This window comes from Jezberella montanilacus, assembly GCF_003003055.1.
Classification (GTDB): Bacteria; Pseudomonadota; Gammaproteobacteria; order Burkholderiales; family Burkholderiaceae_B; genus Zwartia; species Zwartia montanilacus.
The window spans coordinates 414,888-427,350 of record NZ_PVTV01000011.1 but is presented as its reverse complement, the minus strand read 5'-3'; the positions used below and the strand labels follow the sequence as shown (position 1 = coordinate 427,350).

The following is a 12,463-nucleotide window of genomic DNA, read 5'->3' as shown; positions in this document are numbered from 1 at the left end:
CTATGCTCAGTTCGATCGATCCTTCAAGATAACACCACGCAGCGGTCACTTGACCATGCGTGGTTTTTTTATTGGAGACCCTATGAATCCGTTTTTATACGATCCCGTTGCTACGCCCTTGGCCGCTCGTCCCACCAATGGCTGGCGACGAGTTTTTCCCAATCGACGCTATCGGGCGGCCGCCGCTGCCGCTGGCTTAAGCATGGTTTTTTCCGCGCAGGCCATGGATGTGAATACCGCATCGATCACCGAATTGCAGACCTTGAGGGGATTAGGGCCGCGCACGGCTCAAATCATTGTGCAAGAGCGCGACCGAGCGGGCAAATTTGAGTCGCTGCAAGATCTGTCGGATCGCGTAAAAGGCCTGGGGCAAAAGCGCTTGCAATCATTGCAGGCGGCTGGACTGATGGTGGGTTCAGGTGTGAGCTCTGCTGTTGGTTCAGTCGATCAGGCGACGCTGAAGTCAGCCAGAAAAGGTGGGCAATCAAACAAATCGACCTTAGGGCTTCAACAGGCCAGCGCCATACCCTTAATGGAAGCTCTGCCTTGACCACGCCGCACTAACCACGCTGCGCTGACGATGCCGTGACAAAATCATGCTCAAGACGATCAGCAGTGTTTTGAGTATGATCATGGCATGAACAGCCAAAACTACCCCACCATTGAAGAGACCGTCGGCAACACGCCACTGGTTAGACTGCAACGCATACCCGGCCCGGGCAACGAAGCACGCGGCAACGTGATTCTGGGTAAGCTCGAAGGTAACAATCCCGCCGGGTCGGTCAAGGATAGACCTGCCTTGTCGATGATCATGTGTGCGGAAGCGCGCGGTGATATCAAGCCGGGCGATACGCTCATCGAAGCGACCAGCGGTAACACCGGTATTGCGCTGGCGATGACTGCAGCCATGCGCGGGTACAAAATGATTTTGATCATGCCCGATAACTTGTCGACAGAACGTCGGGCGTCGATGGCTGCGTACGGTGCCAAGTTAATTCTGACACCAGCCAATCAAGGTGGTATGGAATATGCCCGTGACCTAGCCAGCAAGATGCAAGCAAATGGCGAGGGCAAGGTGTTGGATCAGTTTGCAAATCCAGACAATCCTCTGGCGCATTTCAAGACGACAGGGCCTGAGCTCTGGTCGCAGACGAGGGGACGCATTACGCATTTTGTCAGTGCAATGGGTACGACTGGCACCATCATGGGTGTCTCTCGCTATTTGAAGTCGCAAAGCCCAACGGTTCGAATCGTGGGGGCTCAACCTGCAGAGGGTTCTCAAATCCCAGGTATTCGTAAATGGCCCGAGGCGTATCTTCCCTCCATCTACGATCCTAGTTTGGTGGATCAGTTTGTTTCTATCGAGCAAAAAGACGCTGAGGCAATGGCGAGACGATTAGCCGCTGAAGAAGGTATTTGCGCTGGCGTGTCCGCCGCGGGTGCTTTGGTTGCGGCGTTAAGTGTGGCGGAGACGGTCAGCCATGCGACCATTGCCTTCATTGTGTGCGATCGCGGAGACCGTTACTTATCAACGGGCTTGTTTGACGAGCAGTCGGGTCAGTGACAATCTGCCGGTTAGTGTCCGATCAGTGCCTCGGATAAATCGGCAATCGCCGCAGCGTAGAAATAGCTGTGGTTATATTGTGTCAAGGCAAAGAAGTTAGGCGTGGCTGTTCTGTACTCTGTTGTGCCAGCGGCTTCTTCTGGTAAGTCAATCACCCCGAGAGCAGCTTTCATCCAAGCTTGACTGAGCGTTTGGCCAGCGTTGAGCTTGGCCCCAGCTGCTTGAAGTTGCGCCCAGTCGGTTGTCGGTTTAAGCCCGCCGTCGACAAGCTTATCAGCTTCGGCAGGTAACTGAACCGGGACAAAAACAGGTAGACCTCTTTGCCAACCATGTTCTACAAGATAATTGGCAATCGACATAATTGCATCTGCGGGGTTCAAGTTGAGATCGATTTTGGTTTGGCCATCAGCACTCACTGCGAAGCGTTTAATACTGCTTGGCATGAATTGAGGTATCCCCACCGCCCCAGCGTATGAGCCTTTGAGTGTTCTTGCATTGACCTTACCTGTGAGATCGAGCTCAATCAGATCGGCTAGGTTGTCGCGAAACATGGCCGCTCGCTCAGGGCGGCTCATGTCTGGATAGTCAAAGGCCAAGGTCGCGAGGGCATCAAGGGCTCTGAAGCTACCTTGATTTTTGCCATAAAGTGTTTCAACACCGATCAGAGCTGCAATGACGTGGCCAGGCACGCCATATCTTTCACTCGCACGATCTAAAGCAGATGCGTTCTGTTGCATAAAGGCTTTGCCTTGGCTTACCGTTAACGAGTCAAGTCTTCGACCGCGATACACCTTCCAACTTTTAGGTGGACGAGGTTGGCCACTAGCAACTGGTGCGATCAACTTGGCCACCGTTGCGCTGTAACGTGCCTCGTTCAGCAAATTTAAGATGGCGGGCTCGGATAAGCTGCGCGTGGTCGCTAGCTTGTGAGCAAACTGCTTAACCTCGTCTCTTCTGGTTGAAGACGCGAACTCATCTTGTGGTGCGTTCGGTTGCTCGGTTTCGGGAGTCGGCTCGGTTGAGCCAATCCGTACTGGGTTTGCTGAGGGGTTCTGTGAACGGCCGCCAGTCGACTGATCTGCAGTGGCAGCGCACCCGCCAATCACTGCGGTGCAGCCCGCCAAGATAACGAGACGAAACATGCGAACCAGATTTGCCATGACTATCCTAAGCGACCAAAATAGGTATTGATAATGGATCATAACGTCTTTGCCTTCACGCACAAAACGCTGAAGTGGATCAGAAGCAAGACGAATTGGTCGACAAATATCCCGATGCATGAAATGATACAACCGACAACCACATGATCACCTTGACGCGCTGCTTCGCGTTGAGATCTCAAATAACAATTCAAGCAAATGGTCAAACCGTTACTAGCATTGCGAAGTTTGGACAAACGATTCGGCGGTGTTCACGCGGTCAAAGCCTTGTCTCTCGACATTTATCCGGGTGAAGTGGTTGGTTTGATTGGCCCTAACGGATCCGGTAAGTCTACGACCGTGAACTTGATATCCGGTGCCACGTCACCGACTAGCGGCTCGTTGATTTTCAATGATCATGACATCACGGCGACCTCGATTGTAGGGCGGGTCGCTGCGGGCCTAGCGCGAACTTTTCAAACGACCACTTTATTTGGCGAGTTTTCGTTGTTGGATCATGTCGCCTTGGCCTGTCACAGCCGCTATGCGCAGACGAGCTGGGCAGACGCACTGAGACGTCCCGCTGCAAAAGCGGAGTTTGCCAAACAAATGGCCAAGGCTGAATCCATTCTCGATAGAGTAGGTCTTGCTGAATCAGCTCAGTTAACAGGATCCGAGGTTTCTTCTGCGCAACAGCGTTTATTGATGATCGCGACTGCTTTGGCAACCGAACCTAAACTCTTGCTGTTGGATGAACCCGCGGCAGGCATGGTCGCAAAAGAGCGAGCCGAATTAAGTGGCATCATTCGTGGTATTTGCGGGCAAGGCATTGCCGTCATGGTTATTGAACATCACATGGCTTTGATCATGGAAGTGTGTGAGCGCATCGCCGTCTTGAATTTCGGGCAAAAAATTGCAGATGATTTGCCCGAGCTGATTCGAGCTGATCCTGCGGTGATTGAAGCGTATCTTGGGGCGAGCGTCTGAGTATGTTGACTGTAAAAAATCTACACGCCGGCTATGGCAAGACAGACGTTTTGCACGGTATAAGCTTCGAAGTCAAAGCAGGGCAATGTGTCACCTTAATTGGTGCTAACGGCGCAGGCAAGTCGAGCGCGTTGCGCTGCATTACAGGCCTTTTGCCCGTGCGCGAAGGACAGATTTTTTTCGAAAGCCAAGAAATTACTCAGTACTCGGGGCATCGTATCGTTCGGACTGGGATTACGATGTGCCCTGAGGGTCGTCAAGTTTTTGCAGAGATGTCAGTCACTGAAAATCTCAAAATGGGCGCTCACACGCGGCGCGATAAAGAGCAAGGCGCGGATATTGATCGGATGATGGATCTGTTTCCAGTCCTGCGTAAGCGAGCCAGACAAATGGCCGGCACGCTCTCGGGCGGTGAGCAAGAGATGCTTGCTATCGCTCGTGCCCTGATGTCGCGACCAAAACTTTGCATTTTCGATGAGCCATCCTTGGGCCTGGCACCCAAGATCGTCCAAGAGGTCGGTGAGACCATCGCGCGTATCAAAGCAGATGGGATGACGATTTTGTTGGTCGAACAGAATGCAAACATGGCCCTCGGTCTCGCAGATCAAGCCTATTTAATCGAGGCGGGTGAAATTGTTTTACAAGGGACTGGCAAAGAATTAATGTCTAATCCAGAAGTGAGTAATGCCTATCTCGGGCACTGAGCAATCAAGATCAAAACTTATAAAGACATAAAAAGGGGACTGTTATGACTCATACTACTCGTCAGTTTATTACGCGTACTCTGGTGGCAACGGCCATTGCTGTGACAGGCAGTGCTGCATCCGCAGCCGATAAAACACTTGATATTGGCCTGAGCGATTCGTTGACAGGTCCTGGTGCCGTTTATGGGTTGCCACAGTCGAATGCGGTCAAGATGGCCGTGGACGAAATTAATGCCAAAGGGGGTATCAAGGCCGGCGCAGATACCTACAAACTGAATGTCATCTCTTATGACGACAAGGCCAATCCAACCGAGGGGACGAATGTCGTTCGTAAGCTCATCGATCGCGATGGTGTGAAATACATTGTTGGATTCTGTTGCTCAGGCCCAACCAGTGCGGTTGCTTCGTTCATCGGCAAAGAACCGGTTGTGATGTTGGTCGGTAACGCAGCTGAGCGTAGCGTGACAACACAGGGCGCTAGTAACCTGTTGCGCACTCGACCACCCGCAGACTTTACGGGTGCAGCCGCAGGCACTTTTGTCGCGCAAAAGGGTGCTAAGAATATCGCCGTGATCGGCAATCTGGATATTTTTTTTTACACGCAGTACCTTGAGGCGTTTGAAAAAGAGTTCACTAAAGGCGGTGGAAAAGTCATCGCGAAGGAATCTTTTGGTTTGAAAGATCGCGACATGACGCCACAACTTACCAAAATTCGTGCCTTGAATCCAGACGCCATTTTGGTAATCGGCTATGTAGAGCCCGCTGCGTTTGTGTATCGTCAAGCGCTTGAAATGGGCCTGAACGTCCCACGTTTTGGTTTCACAAGTGGTAGCGAAGAGCAGTTTCTCAAAGTGGCGACAGCAGAGCAAATGGAAGGCGTCTGGGATTTGCGTCCGATTGAGTTGACACTCACCGCGCTGGGCCCGGTTGCACAAGCCTATGCTGACAACTACAACAAGAAGTTTGGGATGGCAGCAGCGCCAAGCTCCCCTTACGCCTATGATCAGGTGTATGTGCTTAAACATGCCATCGAGACCGCGGGCACAACTGATGCCGCCAAAGTCGCCGCAGCGGCTCATAACATCGTCATCCCAGCTGAATCGGTGATGAAGTATTTGCCTGTGGCGGGGAAAATGTTTGACGAGAGTGGCCAGGCCTACACGGCCAATGGTGCATTTCAATGGCAGAAGGGCAAGTGGGTCTATGTCTCTGACTTGCCTTCGGATGCGCTGGTTTATTCAGCGTTCTTAAAAACCTTGCGTAAATAATCACGTTACTAAGCATGCCGCGTCATTCAGTAGCTAACCATCTCGTTGTGAGAAGTACGTGACAGAATTTTTTCAGCAAGTTTTTAACGGTCTTGCAATCGGGGCGGTTTACACACTGATTGGCATTGGCCTGACAATCGTGTTTGGAATTCTCGGTATCGCGCACTTTGCTCACGGCGTGGTGGCTATGTCTGGCGGCTACGTTGCATTTGTTTTGATCGAAAAACTCGGTTTACCCTTCTTTGCGGCCGTTGCACTTGCCATGCTCGCGGGCGCTGTGTTTGGGGTCATGATAGAGAGGATCGCCTATCGTCCCGTGCAAAAAGCGCCCCCCATCAATGCCTTCATTATTGCCTTGGGTCTGACCATGATGCTAGATGGTTTGAATCTGGTGACGTTTGGCCCTGATCAAATTGTGGTGAGAACGCCCTATACGCATGTTTATCACTTTCTTGGTCTGGTGTTGACTGAGTTACGACTGGTTGTCATGGCTTGCACCAGCCTTTTGCTGGTTGCCATGTGGTTTTTTGTTACTCGAACAAAAACCGGTCGTGCCATCCGGGCGGTTGCGCAAAACCGGGGTGCTGCAACTTTAATGGGTGTTAATGCCAATGCAGTGTCTTACGTGGTGTTTGGGGTGTCGTCCGCCTTGGGGGTTGCTGGTGGTGCATTGGTGGGCGCAATGCTTGCGTTGGCGCCCGGGCTAGGTGAAAGCTTGGTGATCAAAGGTTTTGCCGTCCTGATTCTTGGTGGCTTAGGCTCCATTCCGGGTGCGGTAGTGGGTGGATTGATTCTTGGCATCAGCGAATCGTTGGCAGCCGGATATATCTCGTCCTCATATAAGGACGTGATTGCTTTTGCAGTCATGATTATCGTGCTGTTGTTCAGGCCCGAAGGCTTACTTGGTAAACGATGAGCAGTGAGACGAGCCATGCAACGAATAGTCAGTCGAACAAGGCCATAAACAATCCAATGAGCAATTCTCTCATCAAAAATATCGCGTTCATCGCGTTGCTTGTGGTGCTTTTTGCCATGCCTGCATTTTTGACGGTGCCGTATTTCTTGCACCTGATGATTCTCGGCTTAATCTGGGTCGTGATTGCACAAGGACAGAATCTGATTCAGGGGTTTACCGGCTATGTGTCGATTGCATCGGCCGGCTTTATGGGTGTTGGGGCCTATGCATCGACCTTATTGGCATTGCGCTTGGACGTGTCTGTGTGGGTCAGCTTATTATGCGCGCCTTTCATTGCTGGGCTGATCGCCGTTTTTGTGGGTTATCCCAGTTTACGAGTCAAGGGTCACTACTTCGCTATTGTGACCTTGGCTTATAACTTGGTGATCGTGATTGTGCTGAACAACTTCACGTCTCTGACAGGTGGCGAAGGTGGGCTTACCCATGTGCCGAGACCAGAGGGTTTTAATTTTCTGGGGCGCGAAATCGCGTTCGATACCCGTGAGGCTTATTACTACCTTGTTCTGATAGCGGCTATTTTTGCAACAGGATTGTGCGCCTTGATTCTGCGTTCAAGAGTGGGCCAGATATTGCTGTCAATTAGGCAAAATGAAGTGCTGGCGCAGGCAGTGGGTATTGAGACGTGGCGCTATAAATTATTCGCTTTTGTGATGAGCGGTGCGCTGGCAGGCTTAGCTGGGGCTCTCTATGCGCACTTCATCGGCTTTCTTAATCCTGAACCCTTTGGTGTTGACCAATCACTCAATGCAATCTTAGCCGTCATTTTGGGGGGGAGCGGGACCTTAGCTGGCCCGGTTGTCGGGGCATTTCTGGTGATTGCCTTGCCTGAGTATTTGCGTATTGCCGACACGCTGCGCTTAGTGGTTTACGGCGGCCTGCTAATTCTGACCACGATCTACATGCCGAGAGGTGTGGTGCCTCTAATCAGTGGCACTTTCAATAAAATCGGTACGTGGTTCAACAATAAGGTTTAGACATGGCGAACTGGACAGCAAGAGAGCAGCAACTGATTGACGGTGCGACGGAAATTGCCGAAGCAGTCCGTCATGCCGACGCACCTCGCTGGAACTCAACAAATGCCTCTACTCGGCATTACCTGAAATTAGCCGCTAACAAAGGCTTGATGGGGATACAAGTGCCCATCACTTGGGGCGGCTCACAGGCAAGCTTTCAGTGCAAGGCCGCAATAGCTGAGATACTGGCTGGCGCTGATTTTGGCTTTTCGATGTCCTTGATCAATACCCAAAATATCGCGGTTGTCTTGTCGCAGTGGATGACACAGCCGACTGGCAGCGAGGCGCAAGCGTTGCTTGCGGCGAGAATCATCCCGTCGCTGTTAAACGCTGATAAAACCGGTTGTACAGCGCTGACAGAACCTCACGCAGGATCTGACTTTGCAGCAATTAATACGCTCGCGGTCGGCCAGGGGGACGGCTGGACGATCAGTGGTGAAAAGGCTTGGATTATCAATGCTCAGTTCACGGACTTTGTGGTGATGTATGCCCAAACGCAGCCCGGCTCTGGCGCTGCCGGAATTGCTGCGTTTTTAATCGACGCCCATCGAGCAGGCTTCGAGCGCGACCTTAATTTTGGTAGCGAGGCATCCGCATCGCTTGGCACGAGTGGTTTTAAATTAAACGGCTATATAGCAACCAAAGAAGAGATGATTCACCCCGCAGGCTTAGCGTTTAAGCGAGCCCTTGAATCGATTAACGCCGCGAGAACTTATGTCGCTGCGATGTGTTGCGGTATGGTGGCAGACTGTCTGAGAGTCGCTGTTGACTACGGATCGAAACGCACTGCGTTTGGTGTCATGCTGGCAGAGCATCAGGGTTGGCGCTGGCGTATCGCCGAAGCTGCTGTTGATCTTGAGGCGGCCAGGCAGTTGGTTCAAGCCGCATCGAAAGCGATCGATGAAAATCAGCCTGTGGTCGAACTGGCCGCGAAAGCGAAAGTCTTCGCCGTCAGGATGGCGGAGAAGCACACTGCCGCGTTGCTTCATAGCATGGGAGCAAACGGCCTAAAGGATGAATATCCTTTCGTTCGTCATATGGTTGGCGCTCAGATCGCCGGTTTTACTGACGGGTCAACTGAGATGATGCTTGAGAGAATTTGCAAAAGCGAGTTACCAGCCAAGCGCTAAATGGCATGAAGCCACTGGCGCGATTGCCTGATTGATAAAAAGGATAGCGATGCGAGTTTTTCAAATAGAAGGGGAATGGGGAATAGACAATCTCAAAATCAGCACCCGACCCGACCCTAAACCAGGTCCAGGACAAGTGCTGTTGAGGATGAGCGCATCATCAATCAATTTTCGCGATCCGATTGTGCCTGAGCGTGCGTATGGCTCTCAATCCGGAAATTTGCCGTTAATTCCGGTTTCAGATGGTGTGGGGGATGTAATTGATGTCGGCGCAGGGGTCACGCGTGTCAAAGTAGGTGATCGCGCTTGTCCAGCGTATTTTCAGACTTGGATTTCTGGTGAGCCAAACGCCAATCGGTTGACGCAGTCCTTGGGTGGTCCGCTGGATGGCACCATGTCTGAGTTCATGTGTTTATCAGAAGAAGGTGTGGTCAAGGTACCCGACTACCTCACGAACCTTGAGGCATCCACGTTGCCTTGCGCGGCCTTGACTGCCTGGAGCGCTTTGGTCGAATGCGGTCGTATCAAACCGGGCGAGCAATTGCTGATTCAAGGTTCTGGTGGGGTGGCTCTATTTGCCTTGCAATTTGCGAAGATGCTGGGCGCTCGCGCCACGGTGATCTCGTCCAGCGATGAAAAAATTGAGCGCTTGAAACACATGGGTGCAGACGCAACGATCAACTATCGCGAGACGCCAGAGTGGGGGAAAGCTGCGCGTGCGTTGACCGATGGTCGTGGCTTCGACCATATTCTTGAAGTTGGCGGCGAAAAAACCCTGCCGCAATCACTTCGTTGCATACGACCAGGAGGCACCCTATCGATGATTGGTATTTTGTCTGGTGGCGCTATGTCTACTTCGCTTGGCTTGATCATCACGCGCCAGGTTAAGTTGCAAGGGATCACAGTCGGTCATCGAGACGGACTCGAGGCCATGATGAACGCGATGGCGCAGCATCAAATCCGTCCTGTCGTCGACAAGGTATTTGACTTTGCAGAACTCAAGGCATCGTTCAATTACCTCAAGACGGGTGCTCAGTTTGGCAAAATCTGCATTAGCCATGATCGTTGAGAAACGCATGCTTTATCCCATGGGTACGGTCAAGCAAGACCCTGAGGCCATTGCTTATCGCATGGCAGGATCACTTGAGCATGTGACTTTTGGTCAACTAGAAAAGACCTCTAATCAAGTTGCACATTTGTTGCGGGCTTGCGATGTGCAGATTGGCGATCATATTGCGATCCTCTTGAAGAACCAGAAAGAGTTTCTAGAGATCTGTTTCGGCGCGGAACGTGCCGGCGTTTACTACACGACGATCAGTACTCGGTTAACCCCCGCCGAAATTGCCCAGATCGTCGCGGATTGTGGTGCCAAAGCACTCATTTGTGGGTCTGACCTGATTGATGCTGCCGCGCTCGCGCAATCGCAGGCAATGGGGTCCATTCATTGCTTCGCGGTAGGTAACCCCGTCGCTGGGTGGGCTGATTGGGCACAGGGTTTGTCTAATCAGCTTGAGAGTCGCATTGAAGACGAGGCTCAAGGCTTGGATATGCTCTATTCATCAGGCACCACGGGCAAACCAAAGGGCGTTAAGTGGCCCAGGCCTGCGGGACCCTCAGGGCAACGAACGTTTCTGGTTGAGTTGCTCGACGGTTTATACGGTTATGGTGATCACTGTCGTTATCTGTCCCCTGCGCCGCTCTACCACGCTGCACCCCTCAGGCACAGCATGACAACCATCAAGCTCGGTGGTGAAGTCACCATCATGGAGCAATTCGATGCAGAACAATCCTTAGCTTTGATCGAACGCTATCGCATTACTCATAGTCAATGGGTACCGACCATGTTTGTGCGCATGCTCAAGCTGGCGCCTGACATACGCCAGCGCTATGACTTAAGTTCTTTGCGCATGGTCGTGCATGCTGCCGCGCCGTGCCCAATCGAAGTCAAACTGCAAATGATTGATTGGTGGGGCCCGGTTATCTATGAATACTATGCAGGGACGGAGAACAATGGTTTTTGTTCAATCACCTGCCAAGAGTGGCTAACGCACCAAGGGTCAGTCGGACAATCAGCGCTGGGGGTGATTCATATCTGCGATGACGAAGGTAAAGAACTGCCCGTTGGCGAAACTGGCCTCGTCTATTTTTCTGATGGCCCTGATTTTTTGTACCACAACGACCCTAAGAAAACCGCTGAAACTCGCAATGCCCTGGGATGGTCAACGCTGGGTGATATTGGTCGCGTAGATGAAGAAGGCTATTTGTATCTGGTGGATCGCAAAGCCTTCATGATTATCTCGGGCGGGGTGAATATTTATCCTCAAGAGGTCGAGGCAGTCTTGATCGGGCATCCGAAAGTGGCTGATGTGGCGGTCTTTGGTATCCCCAACGCGGATTTTGGTGAAGAGGTCAAAGCAGTTGTTCAACTGCTCGATCATCAAAAGGCAGCTGAGTCACTCGCGCAAGAGCTAATTTCGTATTGTCGAGCCAGAATGGCTGATTACAAATGCCCAAGAAGCGTGGATTTTGAGGAGGCGCTGCCCCGACACCCGACAGGTAAACTTTACAAGAAGCTTCTGCGCGATCGGTATTGGCCTGCTCCACCACCGGTGCATACTGCCTCACGTTAAACCATAGAGGCAGTCGGGGCATTTCAGCGGCACACTGATATGAGATAACATCGCACGAAACCTATCATCAATAAATAAGAACCTATCAAGCTGTCATGGAGACATTATTCATCACTCATCCGTCGTGTCGCCTACACGAAATGGGCGAATGGCACCCTGAATCTCCGCAGCGGCTAGACGCAATATCCGACCAGTTGTTGTCAAGCGGTTTAGGTAAATTCTTGGTTGAACATGATGACATTCAACCAGCTACTCGGGCTCAGCTCGAACGCGTACATAAGGCTGAATATCTCGATTGGTTGCATAAGCATTCGCCTGCTGCAGGTCACTTCAGTATCGATCCCGATACGGCAATGAATCCGTCTACGCTTGGGGCAGCCACCCATGCGGCTGGCGCCGTGGTCTATGCCGTTGATGAAGTGGTACAAGGCCGTGCAGAGACGGCGTTCTGCTCCGTTCGTCCACCCGGACATCACGCGATGCCAGCTCAGGCGATGGGATTTTGCTTTCTCAATAACGTCGCGATTGGTGCCGCCCACGCCCTGGCACATTACGGCCTTGAGCGTGTCGCCGTGATCGATTTTGATGTACACCACGGCAACGGCACTGAAGCTATTTTTGCCGGCGATGAAAGAGTGTTGATGTGCAGTTTTTTTCAGCACCCGTTGTTTCCGAACACGGGGAGTGAGCGAACAGCGTCCAATATGGTCAATATTCCTGTGCCTGCCTACACCAAAGGACACGAGATACGTGAAATCGTCACGACGTACTGGTTGCCCGCGTTAGAGGCGCATCGCCCTCAGATGATCTTTATCTCAGCTGGTTTTGACTCTCACCGCGAGGATGATCTTGGGCAGTTAGGCTTGGTCGAAGCAGACTATACCTGGATCACCGAACAACTCCTGGCTGTTGCAGATCGACATGCCCAAGGTCGTGTCGTCAGTGCGCTTGAAGGGGGATATAACCTCTCGGCTCTTGGTCGCAGCGTGGTTGCGCACATCAAGGCGCTGGCAAAGTTGTAGAATAAGTCGTTAAGTATTAATCGATGCCGA

12 protein-coding genes are annotated in these 12,463 nt (G+C 51.9%); 11 read left to right on the top strand and 1 reads right to left on the bottom strand.

Annotation, left to right across the window (positions count from 1 at the left end; genetic code table 11):
- Nucleotides 1–82: 82 nt before the first annotated feature.
- Together BCM14_RS03625 and cysM are read left to right on the top strand one after the other, a co-directional pair.
- Nucleotides 83–550 carry a ComEA family DNA-binding protein gene (locus BCM14_RS03625; RefSeq protein WP_259673403.1) on the top strand — a complete coding sequence of 156 codons (468 nt, stop codon included), beginning with the start codon at nucleotides 83–85 and terminating at the stop codon, nucleotides 548–550.
- Between the two features lie 87 nt (nucleotides 551–637).
- Entirely contained in the window at nucleotides 638–1,564 is a 927-nt protein-coding gene (gene cysM, locus BCM14_RS03620; RefSeq protein ID WP_106226613.1) for a cysteine synthase CysM, read from the top strand.
- Between the two features lie 11 nt (nucleotides 1,565–1,575).
- On the opposite strand, the gene mltB is transcribed toward cysM, so the two are convergent.
- Nucleotides 1,576–2,706 (bottom strand): lytic murein transglycosylase B, encoded by a 1,131-nt coding sequence (gene mltB / locus BCM14_RS03615; RefSeq protein WP_106227026.1) that lies wholly within the window; start codon nucleotides 2,704–2,706, stop codon nucleotides 1,576–1,578.
- A 246-nt stretch (nucleotides 2,707–2,952) separates the two neighbouring features.
- On the opposite strand from mltB, the gene BCM14_RS03610 reads away from it, so the two are divergent.
- The 9 genes from BCM14_RS03610 (at nucleotide 2,953) to BCM14_RS03570 (ending at nucleotide 12,433) form a co-directional block, all read left to right on the top strand.
- Entirely contained in the window at nucleotides 2,953–3,690 is a 738-nt protein-coding gene (locus BCM14_RS03610) for an ABC transporter ATP-binding protein (protein ID WP_259673401.1), read from the top strand.
- Nucleotides 3,691–3,692: 2 nt separating this feature from the next.
- On the top strand, nucleotides 3,693–4,394 hold the full coding sequence (locus BCM14_RS03605) for an ABC transporter ATP-binding protein (protein ID WP_106226611.1): 702 nt from the start codon (nucleotides 3,693–3,695) through the stop codon (nucleotides 4,392–4,394).
- 44 nt (nucleotides 4,395–4,438) lie between these two features.
- On the top strand, nucleotides 4,439–5,662 hold the full coding sequence (locus BCM14_RS03600) for an ABC transporter substrate-binding protein (protein WP_106226610.1): 1,224 nt from the start codon (nucleotides 4,439–4,441) through the stop codon (nucleotides 5,660–5,662).
- Between the two features lie 58 nt (nucleotides 5,663–5,720).
- A complete protein-coding gene (locus BCM14_RS03595; protein ID WP_106226609.1) occupies nucleotides 5,721–6,578 on the top strand; it encodes a branched-chain amino acid ABC transporter permease in 858 nt (285 codons plus the stop codon).
- A 56-nt stretch (nucleotides 6,579–6,634) separates the two neighbouring features.
- On the top strand, nucleotides 6,635–7,612 hold the full coding sequence (locus tag BCM14_RS03590) for a branched-chain amino acid ABC transporter permease (protein ID WP_106227025.1): 978 nt from the start codon (nucleotides 6,635–6,637) through the stop codon (nucleotides 7,610–7,612).
- Between the two features lie 2 nt (nucleotides 7,613–7,614).
- Nucleotides 7,615–8,781, top strand: coding sequence for an acyl-CoA dehydrogenase family protein (locus tag BCM14_RS03585; protein ID WP_106226608.1), 1,167 nt, complete (start codon nucleotides 7,615–7,617; stop codon nucleotides 8,779–8,781).
- Between the two features lie 49 nt (nucleotides 8,782–8,830).
- The gene (locus BCM14_RS03580; protein ID WP_106226607.1) at nucleotides 8,831–9,850 is read left to right on the top strand and encodes a zinc-dependent alcohol dehydrogenase family protein; all 1,020 of its coding nucleotides are present in this window, start codon (nucleotides 8,831–8,833) and stop codon (nucleotides 9,848–9,850) included.
- The gene (locus tag BCM14_RS03575) at nucleotides 9,819–11,411 is read left to right on the top strand and encodes an acyl-CoA synthetase (RefSeq protein WP_259673400.1); all 1,593 of its coding nucleotides are present in this window, start codon (nucleotides 9,819–9,821) and stop codon (nucleotides 11,409–11,411) included. The genes BCM14_RS03580 and BCM14_RS03575 overlap by 32 nt, the downstream gene beginning before the upstream one ends.
- Nucleotides 11,412–11,506: 95 nt before the next feature.
- Nucleotides 11,507–12,433, top strand: coding sequence for a histone deacetylase family protein (locus BCM14_RS03570; protein ID WP_106226606.1), 927 nt, complete (start codon nucleotides 11,507–11,509; stop codon nucleotides 12,431–12,433).
- The last annotated feature ends 30 nt before the right edge of the window (nucleotides 12,434–12,463 follow it).